The sequence below is a fragment of the uncultured Pseudoramibacter sp. genome (genome assembly GCF_903789625.1).
In the GTDB taxonomy this organism is placed as follows: domain Bacteria; phylum Bacillota; class Clostridia; order Eubacteriales; family Eubacteriaceae; genus Pseudoramibacter; species Pseudoramibacter fermentans.
In genome coordinates this window covers 14643-32587 of sequence record NZ_CAIFFF010000011.1, presented here as the reverse complement: position 1 = coordinate 32587, position 17945 = coordinate 14643, and the positions used below count along the sequence as shown (strand labels likewise).

Annotated in this window: 17 protein-coding genes; 14 read left to right on the top strand and 3 right to left on the bottom strand. The window is 54.8% G+C overall.

Annotated features, from left to right (window positions below; genetic code table 11):
• The 4 genes from QZX60_RS07030 to QZX60_RS07015 form a co-directional block, all read left to right on the top strand.
• Window positions 1-654 (top strand): PTS fructose transporter subunit IIC (locus QZX60_RS07030; protein WP_295362924.1); only part of this gene is annotated, 654 nt, incomplete at its 5' end.
• A gap of 87 nt (window positions 655-741) precedes the next feature.
• Entirely contained in the window at window positions 742-999 is a 258-nt protein-coding gene (locus tag QZX60_RS07025) for an HPr family phosphocarrier protein (RefSeq protein ID WP_295362921.1), read from the top strand.
• Between the two features lie 131 nt (window positions 1000-1130).
• A complete protein-coding gene (locus QZX60_RS07020) occupies window positions 1131-5360 on the top strand; it encodes an MrcB family domain-containing protein (protein ID WP_295362919.1) in 4230 nt (1409 codons plus the stop codon).
• Between the two features lie 123 nt (window positions 5361-5483).
• On the top strand, window positions 5484-5909 hold the full coding sequence (locus tag QZX60_RS07015) for a hypothetical protein (RefSeq protein ID WP_295362917.1): 426 nt from the start codon (window positions 5484-5486) through the stop codon (window positions 5907-5909).
• A gap of 63 nt (window positions 5910-5972) precedes the next feature.
• Here the strand turns inward: QZX60_RS07015 and QZX60_RS07010 are convergent, their stop codons facing one another.
• Together QZX60_RS07010 and cysS are read right to left on the bottom strand one after the other, a co-directional pair.
• Window positions 5973-6431, bottom strand: a complete 459-nt coding sequence (locus tag QZX60_RS07010) for a Mini-ribonuclease 3 (protein ID WP_295362915.1) — start codon at window positions 6429-6431, stop codon at window positions 5973-5975.
• Window positions 6416-7822 (bottom strand): cysteine--tRNA ligase, encoded by a 1407-nt coding sequence (gene cysS / locus QZX60_RS07005; RefSeq protein ID WP_295362913.1) that lies wholly within the window; start codon window positions 7820-7822, stop codon window positions 6416-6418. Before cysS ends, QZX60_RS07010 begins: the two co-directional genes overlap by 16 nt.
• 162 nt (window positions 7823-7984) lie before the next feature.
• Between cysS and QZX60_RS07000 the strand changes: the two genes are divergently transcribed.
• From QZX60_RS07000 to guaA, 9 genes are read left to right on the top strand one after another with little or no spacing between them, the layout of a single operon-like run.
• A complete protein-coding gene (locus tag QZX60_RS07000) occupies window positions 7985-8275 on the top strand; it encodes a YerC/YecD family TrpR-related protein (RefSeq protein ID WP_295362910.1) in 291 nt (96 codons plus the stop codon).
• Between the two features lie 19 nt (window positions 8276-8294).
• Complete coding sequence (locus QZX60_RS06995) at window positions 8295-9512, top strand: pyridoxal phosphate-dependent aminotransferase (RefSeq protein WP_295362907.1); 1218 nt, start codon at window positions 8295-8297, stop codon at window positions 9510-9512.
• A gap of 2 nt (window positions 9513-9514) precedes the next feature.
• A complete protein-coding gene (gene tsaE / locus QZX60_RS06990) occupies window positions 9515-9985 on the top strand; it encodes a tRNA (adenosine(37)-N6)-threonylcarbamoyltransferase complex ATPase subunit type 1 TsaE (RefSeq protein WP_295362903.1) in 471 nt (156 codons plus the stop codon).
• Entirely contained in the window at window positions 9975-10745 is a 771-nt protein-coding gene (gene ispD, locus QZX60_RS06985; protein ID WP_295362900.1) for a 2-C-methyl-D-erythritol 4-phosphate cytidylyltransferase, read from the top strand. Before tsaE ends, ispD begins: the two co-directional genes overlap by 11 nt.
• Window positions 10742-11701 (top strand): thiamine pyrophosphate-dependent dehydrogenase E1 component subunit alpha, encoded by a 960-nt coding sequence (locus tag QZX60_RS06980; RefSeq protein WP_295362898.1) that lies wholly within the window; start codon window positions 10742-10744, stop codon window positions 11699-11701. The genes ispD and QZX60_RS06980 overlap by 4 nt, the downstream gene beginning before the upstream one ends.
• Window positions 11702-11713: 12 nt before the next feature.
• Window positions 11714-12688, top strand: a complete 975-nt coding sequence (locus QZX60_RS06975; protein ID WP_295362895.1) for an alpha-ketoacid dehydrogenase subunit beta — start codon at window positions 11714-11716, stop codon at window positions 12686-12688.
• Window positions 12688-14364 carry an E3 binding domain-containing protein gene (locus tag QZX60_RS06970; RefSeq protein ID WP_295362892.1) on the top strand — a complete coding sequence of 559 codons (1677 nt, stop codon included), beginning with the start codon at window positions 12688-12690 and terminating at the stop codon, window positions 14362-14364. Before QZX60_RS06975 ends, QZX60_RS06970 begins: the two co-directional genes overlap by 1 nt.
• Entirely contained in the window at window positions 14361-15824 is a 1464-nt protein-coding gene (locus tag QZX60_RS06965; protein WP_295362890.1) for an FAD-dependent oxidoreductase, read from the top strand. The genes QZX60_RS06970 and QZX60_RS06965 overlap by 4 nt, the downstream gene beginning before the upstream one ends.
• A 27-nt stretch (window positions 15825-15851) precedes the next feature.
• On the top strand, window positions 15852-17444 hold the full coding sequence (gene guaA / locus QZX60_RS06960) for a glutamine-hydrolyzing GMP synthase (RefSeq protein ID WP_295362887.1): 1593 nt from the start codon (window positions 15852-15854) through the stop codon (window positions 17442-17444).
• Between the two features lie 61 nt (window positions 17445-17505).
• On the opposite strand, the gene QZX60_RS09300 is transcribed toward guaA, so the two are convergent.
• Window positions 17506-17613 carry a hypothetical protein gene (locus QZX60_RS09300; protein WP_363174785.1) on the bottom strand — a complete coding sequence of 36 codons (108 nt, stop codon included), beginning with the start codon at window positions 17611-17613 and terminating at the stop codon, window positions 17506-17508.
• Between QZX60_RS09300 and QZX60_RS06955 the strand changes: the two genes are divergently transcribed.
• A complete protein-coding gene (locus tag QZX60_RS06955; RefSeq protein ID WP_295362885.1) occupies window positions 17560-17904 on the top strand; it encodes a hypothetical protein in 345 nt (114 codons plus the stop codon). The genes QZX60_RS09300 and QZX60_RS06955 overlap by 54 nt on opposite strands.
• The last annotated feature ends 41 nt before the right edge of the window (window positions 17905-17945 follow it).

Genomic DNA, 17945 nt, shown 5'->3' with positions numbered 1-17945 from the left:
GAAGGGATCAAGCCGATGCTGATCTATCCATTTGTCGGCGTACTGTTAATCGGCCTCATTATGGTGCTCATCAACTGGCCGCTGTCAGCGCTGAATCAGCTGCTGTACAACGCATTGGAAAGCATGGGCAACGGGTCAAAAGCGATCCTCGGCCTCGTCGTCGGCGGCATGATGGCCATCGATATGGGCGGCCCGTTCAACAAGGCAGCTTACCTGTTTGGGACCGGGATGCTGGCCTCTGGCAATTACGACATCATGGCAGCCGTCATGATCGGCGGGATGGTGCCGCCGCTGGGCATCGCTCTGGCGACATCGATCTTCAAGAATCGTTTCACCAAACGTGAACGTCAGTCTGGAATCTCCTGCTACGTCATGGGGTTATCCTTTATCACAGAAGGTGCGATTCCGTTTGCAGCCTCTGACCCGGCACACGTCATCCCAAGCTGTGTCGTCGGTTCAGCTGTAGCTGGCGCGCTGTCCATGGTCTTCAACTGCACCCTGCGCGCACCGCACGGCGGCATCTTCGTCTTCCCGGTGGTCGGACATTGGCCGATGTACCTCCTGGCACTGTTGATCGGATCGGTGATCACGATGGCACTGCTCGGTATTTTGAAAAAACCGCTTCCGGCTGAAGAATCCGGGTTGGAAAAATAATATAGTTTTTTCCAGTTGATTTTAAACTCGGAAATGATAAAATAATTTTATACACAGATTTGAATAAATTGAAGGAGTTCAATACAAATGAAAGAATTTACGTACACCATTACAGACCCAGCAGGTATTCACGCACGTCCAGCAGGCATTCTGGTTAAAAAGACACAGCCGTACGCTTCAGAAATCACATTAGTCAAGGGCGACAAACAGGCTAACGGCAAGAGCATGCTCTCTGTCATGGGCCTTGGCGCAAGAAATGGCGACGAAATCACGGTTCAGGCTGAAGGTGCAGACGAAGCAGACGCAATTGCGGAACTCGAAGCATTCTTCAAAGAAAATCTCTAATTCAAATCGATTTCGACGACAGCTTCCAGCTATGCTGGGGGCTGTTTTTTATTGCCAAATCCTGTGTTATAATAATAAAGTATTACGCATGAAAACGGCGCAAATCAAATGATGGCGTCGGGGAGGATAAAATGGCATCACAACGCGAAATCATGGAGGCGCTGGCTCGGGCGGCCAAGCCTGAGGGCGCGGAAAACGCGGACAAATACGCAGAAATAAAAAAACAGCTGGAAGCAAAGGCCAAACAAAAACGGCAGCAGAAGAGGCGGACAGGCGGGACTGTGCTCGCCTCTGGCCACACAGCTGATCAGGTCTCGCCGCGGCCGGGGCATCTCAGCGGCAGCAGCCACACGAGCATTCCCCATCCAGTTGATGGCGGCGAAGCTCGGGTCGCGACGACGCCGACCAGCCGACGCACGACGCGTCAAGCCCGGGTCAGACGCTCCGGCACGACCCTGGCCTCTGGGCATTCGGCGGAAGAAGTGACGGGCCACGCGCTGCCGAAGGTGGAGACACCGGAAGCCGATCTGCCGCCGGTTCAGACGCGGCGCTCTATTTTTGCCAATACCGGCACGACTTTGGCCTCCGGCCACACGGCAGACGAGATTTTAAGCGGTGCGCCGGAGCCGCCGAAGCCCCAGAGTGAACCGGAAAGAGCCGGTGCGGCGAGCCGGCCCCAGCCAAAGCCGGCGCAGCCGCCTAAACCGGCCGCACCCCAGGCTGTTGAAGCCCAGCCCGAACCGGTTCCTACGCCGGCAGCACCGCAGGCAGCCGAAATCGAAGACGCGGTGATTGAAGAAATTCCCGAAACACCGCAGGCTGCGGCACCATCTGAAAAAGCGGCTGTGCAGGACGCGGCGGCAGCGCGGGCCGAACGGGAAAGAGCGGCGGCTATCGAGCAGGACCGAATTGCCACGATGGCCGCGCAGGAAGCGGCAAGAGAGCTGACCGAAGCTGAAAAGGCTAAGGAACAAGCGGCTGAAGAAAAAGAAACGCCAGTCCAAACGTCTGCGCAGCAGCCAGGCCTGTCTTTTTCTGAACAGATCCGGGCGGCCGGCGGCGCGATTCCGGACGCGGCCGACGTAGGTAAGGAAACAGAAGATCTCGGTGAATTGTGGCAGCGCCTCAACGAGTACAAGGTCAAATGCCTGTCGACGCCGGAAATGTTCAGCGAAGGGGCGGTCGATCTGCCGGACGCGCTCATCGACTTCTTCAACGCCGAAGGCCGAGAAAAGCGCGTGATGGTGCTCTTTGAAGGGCGGGAATACCCGTCCTATCTCGAAAGCAGCGACGGCGTCGGCGGTTATCGTTTTGAATGGAGCAAGGCGTTGAGCCGCAAATTCTACAGCATGTTCCCGCAGTACGAAGAATTTTTCGACGGGGACATGACCGAAGAAAAACAGAAAAAGCGCCCCTATCTTGCCATCGAAAAGCTCAGCGAAAACGAATTTGCCTGCAAGCTGATACTGCCCTCAGATCAAGGGCTGACCCGCAAGCAGACGCTTTTCGATTTGCTCGGACCCGGCAAGTCGCTGGCCAATTTTACCGATTCTTACGATCTGGTCTTTTTAAAGAGCTATTTTGAAAACATCGACAACCGTTGGCGCAGCGACGTGTTTGTCGTGTCGGCCAATGTTCAGAAATTCTACAAAAAGCGCATCGAAGAGGGCAGACAGCCCGACCCGAAATCCGATCGGAATCTCGAAGGCATCGCTAACGTCAAGCTGGACGCGATTTTGGATTTCCTGATGGATGGGCCGTACCTGCTCCTTGCGGACCAAAAGCTTTTGTCCACCGTCCAGGAGGACGATCATTTCTATTTCGGCATCGATCAGGATTTGATGGACGAAATGACGATGGACGACCGCAATTTAATAGTCAATCTTCTCGAACAGAAAATCGACTATTACTTCAGCCGCCTCGACGGGCCGTCACTCCAGGAAAGTCTGTCCAACTGGGTAGAAGAATACGCGGATTATTACCATCGGGATTTCCGCTACTCTTTCAAGGATGTGATCACGGAGGGCATCCCGGGCAGCATCGAAGGGCTGAAGCAGTTTGACGAAAAGCGCTACCGCATCTACGGCTTTGCGGGCGAAGACGACTGGGCGGATATCCCTTGGGTCGAAATCGTCGACAAGCAGGTCACCCGTTTTGCGAACACGGGCGTCGGCGTCAAATACGTGTTGAGCAAAGACAGCAAGAAGCTGTACCTGGCATTGTCTCTCGGCTTTAAGCCCATCCGCGCCGAAATCGCCAAGACCGGCGATCTCGATCCGATGCTGGATCCGGATGAGGCGGTCGACGAATTGGTCGCTGAAGCGCTGCCGCCGAAGGTGGCGGAAATCCGCTCGATCGTTCACCCGGGGACCTTCAGCACGAAAACGGCGGATATCGATCTGCCGGACGCAAGATTTGTTGGCGGCATCATCTGCTACAGGGAATACGCCGGGGTCGTGCCGGGAGAAAAGATTCTCGAAGCTGATTTGGCGGAAATGCTCGACGTCTACAACCATTATCTGCACCGCTGTATCATCGGCGACGAAAAACCCGAAGTGGTCGCAGCGCCAGCGGAAGAACCTGCGGCAGAAACGACGGCCGAACAGGAAATGGGTGACACAACATCGGAAGAAACATCAGATGGCGGCGCTGTCAGAGCTGAACAAGATACACCATCGCTTGACCTCGACGACGATTTAGACGAAGCATTAGACGATCTCGACGATATAGAAGATCTTGACGATTTGGATGATTTAGATGATGCGGACGCTGAAGACAAAGCCGAATCGGCTGAAGCAGCCGAACCCGCTGAGGCAGCACTGGCAGCAGAAGCCGCAGACGAAACAGGCGCAATCCCGGAAAATTCGGATGCAGCAGAAGCGGCAGAAGATCAAGACGACACGGCGCCTGAAGAAGAAGTCGCGTCGGAAGCAGCGATTTCCAAGGCCATGGCCGCCGCCGTCGCCCGCAAGCGCGAGGAAGCTGCGCCGGCCTGGCAGCCCGCGTACCGAAACGATTATCAGCCAGCGCCCCAGACAGCGGTGCAGGTGGTCAATACCGGCGGCCTGACTAAAGAAGATCTGGCCGCTTTCCAGAAATCAATAATCAAGGCCCAGCTTAAGGTGCAGAAAATTTTGATGCGTGCTGAAGAAAAGAAAGCGGAAAAACAAATCGAGCCGGAACCGAGAAACCGCCGCGACCTTCATTATGAAGAAGTTCTTCAGGATCCGCCGTCGGATATCGTCGGCCTGATGCGCCACATCGTGCAGTACGTCAACAGCACAGGCGGCATGTGCGATCAGGATGAGGTCGCCGATTTGTTCTTAAGCATCAAATCCGGATCGATGCCGCTGGTGACCGGCGTGGCCGGCCTCGGAAAGGCCGCCTTTATCAGAGGCTTTGCCGGCGCAGTGGGGGCGAACGATCAGAACGGGCGCTTCAAGATGATTCCGGTACGCCCCAGCTGGCAGAACGCGGATGGCTTACTCGGGTACGCCGACGCGGACGGGCACTTCATTCCCGGCGCGATGATTGATTTTGTGGCGGCCGCTGTGGAAAATCCGGACAAGCCCTATTTCCTGCTGCTCGACGAAATGTGCGCGGCGCCGATCGAAAAATATTTCTCCGAAATTCTTTCGATCATGAATACCCGCCGGGTCGTGGACGGCAGATCGGTGACGGACCCGATTCTAAGTGAAGAGCTCCTCGCGAGAGATCCTGAAGCGCAGGCCTATTACGGCGATCTGTTCCTGCCGCAGAACCTGATTATCATCGGCACCATCAGCAGCGACAGCGGTGTGAGCGGCATCACGTCGAGACTGATCGAACAGGCGGCGGTTATCGAAATGACCTCGCCCGACCTGACGCTGACGGCTGAACCGCCTGAAGCCTTTGAGCCCATCGCGCTGAAGAGCGAATTCTTCGAACGGGACATCGCTTCTCTCGCGCAAATTCAGAATCACCGAAAGACCATCACGGATATGGTCACGCTACTGAACGTTATCAACGAGATTCTCAAACGCGCCCAGGCCCAAATCGGCTTCCGCGTCCGGGATGAAATCTGCTTCTTCCTGTACTACAACGCGGAATACGGCTTGATGGTGCCGGAAAAGGCGATTGATACGACGATTATGCAGAAAATGCTGCCACGCATTTCCGGCACGACGGCGGAAATCGAACAGGTGCTGATCGAGTTATTCAAGATCTGCGCGGGCACCCAGGACGACAATATGATTTATCAGCCCATTTCGACCGAAGAAGGCCTGTTCCCGGTCAGCGCGGCCAAGCTGTCCGAAATGGCCGGCTACCTTCAGACCGACGGGCAGGCGTCCTTCTGGAAACTTGGACCGTTACAATCTTAGGATAAAATTAAGTAAAACATTTCATTTCATAATAAGCACTCCCGATTGATGATTGTTTTAAGGATTGTTCGATAGACTATACCCCGTAATCATAAATCACATTTATACAAAGGAGTCTTTTTAATGGAAAAGCACAAATTGGGCTGGCGTTCAATCGTCCTCAACGTATTAGCAATTATCTTTTTAGCAGCATTCTTCTATGGGATCTTCATCTCAGTATCTCAGGTTGCGTCTATGGTCGCCCAGTACAAAGCGATGGGCACGAGCATTCCGACCAGCTACGCCGTTCAGCAGATCGTCTTTGCGATTATGCAGTACGCACTGCCGGAACTGTTCTTTGCTGTGATGTGCGCGGCGGTCTCGAAGATCATCGATCATATGGGCATCGGCGCAGACAAGGCAGAAGAAGCCAAAACTGAAGAAGCCAAGACTGAAGATACACCGGCGGAAGATGAAACAGCATTTGAAGAAGCAGTACCGTCGACAGAAGAACTGAACGTGGAACCTGCTGAATCATCAGAAGAAAAAGAAGATGCAGAAGAAGCGTAAATAAAAGAATCACAATAAAAAACCAAAGCTGAAAATCAATCAGCTTTGGTTTTTTTGTGCCCATTATGCGTTTTCGGTGAGATCGATGGCGCGGGCCATCAGCGTGATTTCTCGGTTGTGACTGCCCGTTAGATTCAGGTAGCCGAACAAGGCTTCGAGTCCGGTCGCGTAGCGGTAATCCATGACGTCAGCGTGCTTCGGCGGCATGCTCTTGGTATTGCGGCCTCGGCGGACGATGGCGCGTTCCTCCTCGGTCAGCTCCGGCAGCATCAGGCGGATCGCCTTGGCCTGAGCTGAGGCGCGGACGTAGTCGATGGAACGCTTGGTCAAGCGGTCGACCTTGGTCATGCCCTCTGCGACGAGATACCGGCGGATGTAGTCGGAGTAAACGACATCCCCGATATAGGCGAGGGTCAGCGGATTCATCATCCGCGCCTCCGCCTTGGAATAGGTTTTGTCTAGATCAGACAGGATATCGGTGTTGTCCCGGTGGACGGCTGTCATTGTCATGCTTTGTGCCATTTGACGCCATCCCGCGTGTCTTCGAGAATGATGCCCTTCGCGGCGAGATCGTCGCGGATGGCATCGGCCGTCGCAAAATCTTTAGCTTTGCGCGCGGCCTGACGTTTTTCGATCAGCGCTTCGATTTCGTCTTCGAGGCTGCCTTCTTTTTCGTCTTTATTTTTCGTGGCCAAGCCCAATACGTCGGAGAGCTGGTTGAACATTTGAAGGGCTGCTTCGACAGTTTGCTTTGATGAGGCTTCGGTCAAAGTTGAGTTGGCGTCGCGGACCAATTCGAACATCGCGGCGATGGCGTCGGCGGTGTTGAGATCGTCGTCCATCGCGGCGATAAACTGATCGTTGTAGGTTTTAAGATGATCGGCCCACTTCGCTTCGTCTTCGCTCGGTGCCTTGTCTTCGCAGCGTTCGAGCAGGTACTGCATCTGGAATTTGGCCGTGTAGAGGCGTTCGAGGGCGTTTTTCGCCTGGGTCAGCAGTTCGTCAGAGAAGTTGACTGGGCTTCTGTAATGGGCCATCAGCATGAACATGCGGACCACTTCGAGATCGTACTTTTTGGCGATGTCTCGGACGGTAAAGAAGTTGCCCTTGGATTTTGACATCTTTTCATTGTTGATGTTGATGTAGCCGTTGTGCACCCAGTAGTGGGCGAAGGTGCAGCCGTTGGCGCCTTCGGACTGCGCAATTTCGTTTTCGTGGTGCGGGAAGATCAGGTCCTGGCCGCCACCGTGAATGTCGATGGTCTTGCCGAGGAATTTGCGGCTCATGGCTGAGCATTCAATGTGCCATCCTGGACGGCCCTTGCCCCAAGGGCTTTCCCAATAGGGTTCACCGGGTTTGGCTTTTTTCCAGACCGCGAAATCCAGCGGGCTCTGCTTTTCGTCATTGACGTCGATGCGGGCGCCGGCTTCGAGATCTTCGATATTCTGTCCGGACAGGCAGCCGTAGCGCGGGAATTTTTCGACCGCGTAGTAGACGTTGCCGTCGATGTTGTAGGCGAGGCCTTTGTCGACGAGGGCTTGGACCATGTCGATGATTTCCGGAATCGTGTCGGAGACGCGGGGGTGCACGTCGGCGCGGCGGATCCCCAGGGCGTCAGCGTCGGTGAAATATTCCTTGATGTATTTATCTGCAATTTCCTTGGCCGTGCAGTTTTCTTCGTGAGAACGATTGATGATTTTATCGTCGACGTCGGTGAAGTTTTGAACAAAGGTCACATCGTAGCCGATATATTCAAGATAGCGGCGCAGCACGTCGAACACGATAAAGGGTCTGGCGTTGCCAATGTGAAAATAATTGTAGACCGTCGGCCCGCAGGAGTACATTTTGACTTTTCCCGGTTCGATGGGTTCAAAAGTTTCCTTGCGGTGGGTCATCGTGTTGTATAATTTCATAGGGTTCTCCTTTTTAATCTAAAATCGTTCCAATTATAACACAGAACCCCCGGGGTTTCACGAATAAATCTAGATCGAGTGGTTTAACTTGCGACAGTAAAGTGGTATAATGAAGTATATTTTATGTAGCAAGCGTATCTGCAAAGAATAGAGGTAAGATTCATGGAAAAGGAACGTGACGTGCTGATCAAGGCACTGCTGTCCCTCAAAACACCGGAGGAATGCGAGGCTCTTCTCGACGATATGTGCACGATCAAGGAGATCGAGGACATGTCCCACAGATTGATGATCGCCCTTCTTCTGGCCGAGAGGAAGACGTTTATCGACGTCGAAAAGAAAACGGGCGCGAGCTCTGCGACGATCAGTCGGGTCAACAAATGCCTGAAGCACGGAACCGGTTATCAAACGGTCATCAAGCGGATTCTCGATGATCAGGATATAGAAAATCAATAAATAGAAGGAAGTTAGGAAAATGAGGCAATTTCAGAAATCCCATAAGCTTGACAATGTGTGTTACGACATTCGCGGACCAGTTGTCGCAGAAGCCGACCGCATGCAGCGGGAAGGCGTAGACATCATTCAGCTGAACACTGGCAACCCGCCGCATTTTGATATGAACGCGCCGGACGAAGTCATTCGCGACGTGCGCCTGCACTTGAAGGATTCAGAAGCCTATTGCGGCTCCCAGGGGCTGTTCCAGGCGCGCAAGGCGATCGTCCAGTATTATCAGACCCAGGGGATTATGGGCGTCGACGAAGACGACGTCTACATCGGCAATGGTTCCAGCGAATTGGTCAGCTTCTGCATGTCGGCGTTATTGAACGATGGCGACGAAGTGCTGATCCCGATGCCGGACTACCCGCTGTGGACGGCGGCAGCGACACTGGCCGGCGGCAAGGCCGTGCATTATCTCTGCGACGAAAAGAGCAATTGGTACCCGGATCTTGACGATATCCGCGCCAAGGTCACGGACAGAACCAAAGCTATTGTCGTCATCAATCCGAACAACCCGACTGGCGCGGTTTACCCGAAGGAAATCCTCGAAGGTATTGTCAAGATTGCGGAAGACAACGAGCTGATCATTTTCTCTGACGAAATTTACGATCACATCATTTACGACAACCTGCCCTACACGCACATGGCGAGTCTGACCGAAGATGTTCTCGTCGTCACACTGAATGGCTTGTCCAAGAGCCACCGCGTGCCGGGATTTAGAGTCGGCTGGATGATGCTCACCGGCAACAAGGAATGCGCGAAGGACTACATCGAAGGGATTCACATTTTGTCGACGATGCGCCTCTGCGCGAACGTGCCGGCGCAGTACGCGATCCAAACCTCTTTAGGCGGCTACCAGAGTATTCAGGATTTGATCGCACCGGGCGGCCGGCTCTACGAGCAGCGCAATATCGTGTACGAAGGCATTAACTCGATTCCGGGATTATCCTGTACGAAGCCTGCCGGGGCGATGTACGCGTTTGTCAAGATCGACACGGCTTCCTTTAATATTACCGACGACATGCAGTTTGCCCTTGACCTGCTCAAGCGCGAAAAAATCCTGATCGTTCAGGGGACCGGGTTCAACTGGCCGGAACCGGATCATTTTAGAATCGTCTTCCTGCCGAGCCCGATTCTGCTCAACGAGACCATTGAACGGCTCCGCCATTTCATGGCCCATTACATCCAGGAATAATCATGGAGAAGAATTGGGAAAGTGCGTCGCCGGAACAGACGCTGACCATCGGCAGAAAAATCGGCGAAGCGCTTAAAGGAAAGAGCGGATTGATTTTTTTGACCGGCGATCTCGGGGCCGGCAAGACAAAATTGACCCAGGGCGTCGTGAGCGGTCTGGGTATCGACGCCGAGGTCACCAGCCCTACCTTCGCGCTGATCAACGAATACGGCCCGGACGCCGAGGCGGTGCACATGGATTTGTACCGTCTCGAGGATTATGAAGAGCTGCAGGAAATCGGCTTTGAGGATTACCTCGACGGCGACCGCCTCATTCTCTGCGAATGGCCGGATATCCTAGAGGACGAGGGCTATGAACCGATGCTGCGCATCGATTTGCGGCGGGACGACGCCAAGGGCGAAACGGCCAGACGGATCACGGTGGTCTGCGAGGACGACAGCGCTGCGGAAAGGATCGCGGCCATTGAAAGCTGAAACACCTGACGCCCGTCCTTTTGTCTCGGTCGTCATCCCGGCAGCAGGCCGAGGCCGGCGGATGGGGACGAAAACGAACAAGCAGTTTTTAAAGCTCCAGGACGAACCAATCCTGTACTGGACGATTCGTGCCTTTGATGAGAGCCCGAGGGTTGACGAGATTGTCGTCATCCTCAACCCAGACGATCGGGATATTTTTAATCGGGATATCATGTCGACACATATTTTTCACCATCAAATCAAGACGACGGCTGGCGGCGGCACGCGCAGCCAGTCCGTTTACAACGGCCTGAAAGCGGCGGATCCGCGCTGCACGGTGGTGCTCATTCACGACGGCGCGCGGCCGATGATTGGCGAGACCTTGATTCGTGACAGCATAGACTTTGCGTTAAAGTACAAAGCGGCGATTGCAGCGGTCCCGGCGAAAAATACGATCAAGTCGGTGACGCCGGCAGGAGACGGAAGCGGTGCGCTTCAGGTCAATCAGACCCTCGACCGCCGGGTGCTCTACGAGGTGCAGACCCCTCAAGCTTTTGACTACAAGCTGATCCTCAGCGCGTACGAAGCGGCGGCTGCCGACCACGTCGAGGCGACCGATGACGCGGCGCTCGTCGAGCGTTTGGGCCTGCCCGTCGCCATCATCCCGGGAGATTACAACAACATCAAAATCACAACATCCGAAGATTTAATGATCATCAACAGTTTTCTGACATTAATGAATAAAAAAAACCAGCACGAAAGTGGAGGGCGTTCAATATGAAATTTACTGAAGAATTACTGGCAACGATGTATTACCGCATGAACCAGGCGCGGTTTTTCGAAGAAACCATAAAATCCATCAGCGCATCGGACAAGATTAACGGCGTGTCCCATTTGTCCATCGGGCAGGAAGCGTCGGCAGTCGGCGCGTGCATGGCCATTGAAAAGGGCGACGACATCGTGATGAGTTTCCGCAGTCACGCGCAGGCCATCGCTTCAGGGGTGGAAATCAAGGGCATGATGGCGGAAGCCTTAGGCAAAGCGTCGGGAATTGACGGCGGCCTGGCAGGATCTGCGCATTTGTCTGATTTGTCCGTTCACAATCTGGGCACGAGCCCAGCGCCTGGCGCGAATTATCCGGTTGCCTGCGGTGCGGCACTGACTCACAAGCAGAAGGAAGACGGCCACGTCGTGCTCTGCTTCGGCGGCGACGGCACCTTAGACGAAGGCGCATTTTACGAGTCACTCAACCTGGCGGCGCTCTGGAAACTGCCGGTTATTTTTATGATTGAAAACAACTTTTTCAGCGGGGCGACGGCCATTGAAGACCATCTTGCACCGCAGGATATCAAGGAAGTGATCGAAGGCTACGGCGTGCCGGCTGTGACGGTCGACGGCAACGACGCGGTTGCGGTCGCGATGGCCGTTGAAAAGGCGCGGGCCCACGCGGCAGCAGGGGAAGGGCCGTTCTTCATCGAAGCCCAGACTTATCGGCTGTGCGGCTATGACACGAGCGATCTCCAGCTTTACCGCAGCGTCGACGAACAGAAGATCTGGCAGCAGCACGACCCCATCGCGCTCTTTGCGAAGTCCCTCGTGGACGACTACGGCATGAAGCAGAATGTGCTGGATCAGCTTAAACAGAACGCATCCCGCAGCGTGAGCGACGCGCTGAGCTACGCGGAAGCGTCGGACGATCCGGCGATGAACGACGCATTGTCACCGGTATTAGCATAGGAGGACAGGATCATGGAAATCAAAGAATTATCCTTCAAGGAAGCGATGCGTCAGGCATTGCAGGAAGAAATGAAAGCGGACCAATCCATCGTAGTGATGGGACAGGATGTGCGCGAAAACGGCGGCAGCTGCGGCATTACCCTTGGCCTTGACGAGGACAGGATGCTCGACACCCCATCATCTGAACAGGCCGTCATTGGCGCGGCAGCTGGCGCAGCCATGACTGGGCTCAGACCGATTGTCGAGCTGGCCTCGATGGATCAGGCGTTGACCGCCTTTGGCGAATTGGTTCACACCGCAGCGCGGCCCTTCTATTGGTCCAAGGGCAAGGTCAACGTGCCGATGACGGTGATCGTACCGGTAGGCGGCGGCGATCAGCCGCAGAACGGCCAGACCCTTGAAAGCCTTTTCGCCCACATTCCAGGCTTAAAGGTTGTCGAGCCATCTAATGCGGCGCAGGGCAAGGGTCTGCTCAAGGCGGCGATCCGCGACGATAACCCAGTGGTGTTTTTAATTAACCGCGATCTCTTGGGCTACAAAACCCAGGTGCCGATCGAAGACGAATACGTGCTGCCCCTCGGCAAATCCTACACCGAACGCAAGGGCGGCAGTGTGACGGTCGTATCGTGGGGCGCGGCATTGGTATCTGTGCTCGAAGCGTCGGTCATTCTCGATCACGACGGCTACAATATAGAAGTGATCAATCCGATGACCCTCGCGCCGATGGACATGGATACGATTTATAAATCGGTTAAGAAAACGGGACATCTGCTCATTGTGCACGATGAAAACAAGACCGGCGGACTCGGCGCGGAAATTTCAGCATCGGTTGCGGAAAGCGAATGTTTCGATTATCTCGAAGCCCCGATTTTCAGATTGTGCGGGCTTGACGTGCCGATGCCCTACAACAAGGGCCTGGAAGACGTGGTGACGCCGAAGGCCGAAGATGTGGTTCAGTCTGTTTACGATCTGCTGGGGGTTGATTGATGGGCGACCAAAAGGCAAAACCCTCAAATGGACGTCTTTCTTTAAGAAATTTAGGCGGCCGGGCCAGACAAGCCAACAGCGGCAGGCAGGTCCTGCCGGCGACACCGGCGGCCAGACGCTACGCTGCGGAAAAGGGCGTCGACCTTCAGGAGCTGTCTGAAATCGGCAAAGAACGACGCATCACCGAACGGGATATTGACATCTATTTAGAAAAAAAGAAAATTTTCGAAAAGCATACCCAGAACGGGCGCCGTCAAGAAGCGCAGGAAACCCTTGACCAGCCGGAAGAGCCGAAGTTAAAAGCGGCGGCGGATGACGGTGACCCGCAGGCCGATCAATCGCAAGCGGCAGAGCCTGAATCTGCAAGCCAGCCCGAACCGGGAGCGGAAGCATCGGCTGAAGCCCCGCCACAGACAGAGCCGGATATACAGCCGGAAAGTATCGGCGAGACAGAAACAGAACAAACAGAAGCACCTGCCGCGCCTGAAGTCAAGACAGAATCGGAACAGCCAGACGCAGCGGAAGCGCCATCGGTCAGTGAAACGAAAGAAAAATCCAGTGGGTTTAACCTTGACGATTTTGATCCCAACGATGTGACCATCGTCAGCGTGTCGCCGCTGGCGCGAGAACTCGCCGAAGAACACCACGTCGATTTGTCGAAGCTTACGCCGGGCAGCGGCCCCAATGGGCGTATCGTCCGTTACGATGTGCGCCAATGGCTGAAAGCCCATCCCGATGAGACAGAGGCTGCGTCTCAGCCGGTGGTGCACAAGCCGATGGCTCAGGAAAAACCTGCGCCAAAAGAAGAACAGCAGGCGGCTCCAGCTGAACAGGTCCAGATGCAGCCGGAACCCGAAAAATTGGCCGACGACGCGGACAAGCCGAAAGCGGATTTAAACCTCGGTCATCACGATCCGGTGGCCGCGAAAATTTATCAGGCCATTCGGGATAACATGGGAGATACCTTCACCCAGAAAACACCACCTCAACGCGCGAAAGCTCAAGATGTGATGGCATCGGCGATGGCGGAACAAGAGTCGCCTCAGGACGGCACATCAAGTGATTTAACGCGCCGCGAAGATCCGGCCGACACGGCAGCGGTCGGGCCTTATTCGCTGGACATCACGGTGGACGTGACAAGGGTGCACGACGCCTGCAGAAATCAGTCGGAAAACAGCAGCGTCGAGTTGACCGACTATGTCACTGCAGCGGCAGCCCGTTCGATGAGTCTTCACACCAAAGCCTGTGGGGAAGGCTCAAAAATCGTACTGATGACCCTCAGTGAAAGCAAAGGGCTGGTCTGTACGCCGGCGCTTGACGCAGACGAAAGGACGTCGCCTCAAGCTATTTCAGAACAGCGATGTGACGTGATGCAGAAAATCGAAGACGGCCGCCTGAACGGCTCGGATTGCGACGCCGGTCTTCACATCATGTCCCTCGGTCAGGGTGTTGGCGTTAATTATATCTGTGACAAGCAGAAGGCCCCGATCCTGGCGGTGGGTGCTGTGCGTAAGGAAATGCAGATCGGCGGCATGCACTACATCGCTGCACTGACCCTTTCACAAAAGCGCGGTGCGGCTAACGTTGCGGCGTCTGTGGCTTTTTTGAACGCGCTGAAAACATTTTTGGAAAATCCGGACGCGCTGATTCAATTAAAGCCGAAGGAGGAAAAATGATCGAACCCAATTTATCCAAGGAATTTAGAGATAATGCTGTGGATATTCCGAGAAATTTTGACATCGTCGTTGTGGGCGGCGGGATTGTCGGTATTACCGCGGCGATCGAAGCGAGACGGGCTGGTTACCAGACCGCGCTGGTCGCCGGCGATTTCGGCGGAAAATTTTTAAGAGAAGGCATTCCGGCAGGATTTTATCACGAAAACGCGCGGTTTATCCGCCACTGCATGCGCTATCGCGGCCATCACGGCATCGTCGTCGGCAAGCTGTCCCTCGATATGCATCAGCTGGTCAACGAAAAAAATGAAGCGGTGCGCCAGGAAGAAGCCAAGCTGCGCCGGCAGCTCGACGACGCCGGCGTGTACGTCTTTAATGGCGCGGGCCGGCCACTGACCAACGGGATGATCGACGTCAAGGAAGAGGACGGCAACCAGATCCGTCTGACCTGGAAGCGCCTGATCATCGCGACGGGGCTTAAAGCCCAGGAACGGGAAACCCTGAAGCATTACACCGAAGTGGTCGAAGACAGCAGCGTCTGTGAGTTCAACAAGATTCCCGAAGAAATGACGATATTGGGCTCCGGTGTACGCGCCTGCGAAGCGGCTTCGCTTTTCCAGACCCTCGGTACCCACGTGTCCATCGTCACGGACAAATCGGCAGTGCTCAAAAATTTAGACGCGCAGATCGTCGGCCGCCTCGAAGAACAGATGAAACGCCGGGGCACGAAAATTTACCTGAAAATGCGTCCGGTGGATATGTACAAGGACTCCTTAAAAATGACGCACATCGAGCTCGCGTCTGTCGACGCCGAGCCTGAAAAAAAAGGCGGCCGTCCGAAAACGGAACACACCGTCATTTCCTCGACGATTTACGTGCCGACTCTTTATAAGGGCAATCTCGCTGGACTCAGCCAGCTCCGTCTGGACATTGACGACGGCTTTATCGTGACAGACAGCTTCAATCGCACCTCGATGAAGAAGGTCTACGCAGTCGGCGGGATCACCGGCCAATGCCAGATGCCCCACGAAGGACGGATTCAGGCGAAGATGCTCGTCGAAAACATTGTGGCGGAGGACGAAGAAAAGTCGCGCCGCATGATGGACGTGTATCAGATGCCTCATTTTATTCACACCTTCCCGGAAGTGGCGAGCATCGGGCTGACGACGCAGGAAGCCTCTGTGGAACATGACGACATCAAGGTCGGGCTCGCGCCTCTGGGCGACGAACCGGGCTCGCTGTTTAAAGCCGACAAGCAGGGCTTTGTCAAGGTGATCGTCGACGGCAAATATCACGAAATCCTCGGCGTCCACATCATCGGCGAAAACGCCTGCGAATTGATTGCGCAGGTTCAGGCGCTGATGGTGATGGAAGGCACGACGATGGATTTAGACCGGATCGTCCATCCGATTCCGAGTCTTTCCCTCGCCATGGAAGAAGCCTTCGAGCAGATTGAACAGTGAAGCGACTTTAGAGAACAGGAGAAAAACATGACGACAAAGCAATCGGCACGGCCCCGTGAATTGGTGGTTGTGCTGGATTTCGGCGGACAGTACAAGCAGCTCATTGCCAGACGGGTCCGCGAATGCCAGGTGTACTGCGAAATCCATTCGTACAAAACACCCATTGACGAGCTCAAGGCCATGGCGCCCAAGGGCATCATCTTGACCGGTGGGCCAAACAGCGTTTTTGAAGCGACCTCACCGACCTACCAGAAAGAGCTCTACGAACTGGGCATCCCGATTCTCGGGATCTGCTACGGCTCTCAGCTCATGGCGCACACGCTGGGCGGCCAGGTGAAGAAGGCGCCGGTCAGCGAGTACGGCCACACGGACCTCACCATTGATGGGCAGGACAGCCTCATCATGAAGGATGTGGCGGCGGACACCGTCTGCTGGATGAGCCACACGGACTACATCGCGAAGGCGCCGGAAGGCTTCAAGGTGACGGCGCACACTGCGAACTGCCCGATCGCTGCGATGGAAAATCCGGAAAAGCAGCTTTACGCGGTGCAGTTCCATCCGGAAGTGGTCCACACGCCAGAAGGTAAGAAGATTTTAAACAACTTCCTGACCGAGGTCTGCGGATGTTCCGGCAGCTGGCAGATGAACACTTTTGTGAAAGATACGGTGGCGGCGCTTAAAGAAAAAATCGGAAGCGATCGGGTGCTCCTCGGCCTGTCCGGCGGTGTCGACTCGACCGTTACGGCTGTGCTGCTTTCCAAAGCCATCGGCAAGCAGCTGACCTGCGTGTTCGTCGATCACGGTCTGATGCGCAAGGATGAAGGCGACGAGGTCGAAGCGGTGTTTGGACCGAAGGGCGATTTCGATTTGAACTTCATCCGGGTCAACGCCGGCGACACCTATTTTGAAAAGCTCAAAGGCGTGACCGATCCGGAACAAAAGCGCAAAATCATCGGTGCGCTGTTTGTCGAAATCTTCGGCGCGGAAGCGAAGAAGCTGACCGACGAAGGCGGCTTTAAATACATGGCGCAAGGGACGATTTACCCAGACGTCGTGGAAAGCGGCGCTGGCAACGGCGGCGCGGTGATCAAATCCCACCACAATGTCGGCGGCCTGCCCCAGGAAATGGTTGTCGAATTGGGCTTTGATCAGACGCCGATCGAGCCGCTTCGAGATTTATTTAAGGATGAAGTCCGCCAGGTTGGTCTGGAACTGGGCATCCCGCGGAATCTCGTGTTCCGTCAGCCTTTCCCGGGTCCAGGTCTGGGTATCCGCGTTGTCGGTGAAGTGACGCCGGAAAAGGTGAAGATCACCCAAGACGCCGACGCCATTTACCGCGAGGAACTCGAAAAGGCCGGCATCGATATGGGCAAGGGCCAGTTTTTCGCGGCCTTGTCCAACCTCAGAAGTGTCGGCGTCATGGGCGACGACCGGACCTACGATTACGCGGTCGTGCTGCGCGGTGTGATCACCTCAGATTTTATGACTGCGGAAGCAGCCCAAATCCCGTGGTCGGTGCTGCAGACGTGCATGAACCGCATCATCAACGAGGTCAAAGGGGTCAACCGCGTCATGTACGACCTGACCTCCAAGCCGCCAGGAACGATTGAACTGGAATAAAAGCACAAATCCCTGCCAGTCTTGTTCATTCAAGGCTGACAGGGATTTTTTATGCTTCACATCAGTCGTTTTCGATGTCGATGTCGCCGGTGTCGGTTTTAGCGGAGATGGTGTAATGGCGGAGGCTGTCGGCTGGGGAGGCCGAGATATCGCCGTTATCAGAGGTCAGGGTGAGGGTTTTGAGTTCGGCGCGGGATTTCGGAATGGTGAGAATCAGCTGGATCGCGGCCGCCGATCAAGTGGGATGCGGAGTCGGCGCTCCATTCCTACCGTTTCCGTTCCGCCTGCCAACAATGATATTACCATTCGTATCAATGACATTAGGCATATCGATATTGGTGTTCTTATTTCCAATGTAATTTCTATTGATCATATCATTAATGTTTTTTGCGGTCGGGTTCTTATCATCATGTCCGTCGTGGTAAACGCCATTCGCGATATCTCGTGCATGCATATCTGAAGCGACATGATATGTCGGTGCATATGGATGAGATCCGCCGC

Bases quoted from the DNA above. Each gene is read 5' to 3' on its own strand.
- QZX60_RS07025 (WP_295362921.1), top strand. From the start codon at position 742: ATGAAAGAATTTACGTACACCATTACAGACCCAGCAGGTATTCACGCA.
- QZX60_RS07020 (WP_295362919.1), top strand. From the start codon at position 1,131: ATGGCATCACAACGCGAAATCATGGAGGCGCTGGCTCGGGCGGCCAAG.
- QZX60_RS07015 (WP_295362917.1), top strand. From the start codon at position 5,484: ATGGAAAAGCACAAATTGGGCTGGCGTTCAATCGTCCTCAACGTATTA.
- QZX60_RS07010 (WP_295362915.1), bottom strand. From the start codon at position 6,431: ATGGCACAAAGCATGACAATGACAGCCGTCCACCGGGACAACACCGAT.
- cysS (WP_295362913.1), bottom strand. From the start codon at position 7,822: ATGAAATTATACAACACGATGACCCACCGCAAGGAAACTTTTGAACCC.
- QZX60_RS07000 (WP_295362910.1), top strand. From the start codon at position 7,985: ATGGAAAAGGAACGTGACGTGCTGATCAAGGCACTGCTGTCCCTCAAA.
- QZX60_RS06995 (WP_295362907.1), top strand. From the start codon at position 8,295: ATGAGGCAATTTCAGAAATCCCATAAGCTTGACAATGTGTGTTACGAC.
- tsaE (WP_295362903.1), top strand. From the start codon at position 9,515: ATGGAGAAGAATTGGGAAAGTGCGTCGCCGGAACAGACGCTGACCATC.
- QZX60_RS06980 (WP_295362898.1), top strand. From the start codon at position 10,742: ATGAAATTTACTGAAGAATTACTGGCAACGATGTATTACCGCATGAAC.
- QZX60_RS06975 (WP_295362895.1), top strand. From the start codon at position 11,714: ATGGAAATCAAAGAATTATCCTTCAAGGAAGCGATGCGTCAGGCATTG.
- QZX60_RS06970 (WP_295362892.1), top strand. From the start codon at position 12,688: ATGGGCGACCAAAAGGCAAAACCCTCAAATGGACGTCTTTCTTTAAGA.
- QZX60_RS06965 (WP_295362890.1), top strand. From the start codon at position 14,361: ATGATCGAACCCAATTTATCCAAGGAATTTAGAGATAATGCTGTGGAT.
- guaA (WP_295362887.1), top strand. From the start codon at position 15,852: ATGACGACAAAGCAATCGGCACGGCCCCGTGAATTGGTGGTTGTGCTG.
- QZX60_RS06955 (WP_295362885.1), top strand. From the start codon at position 17,560: ATGGCGGAGGCTGTCGGCTGGGGAGGCCGAGATATCGCCGTTATCAGA.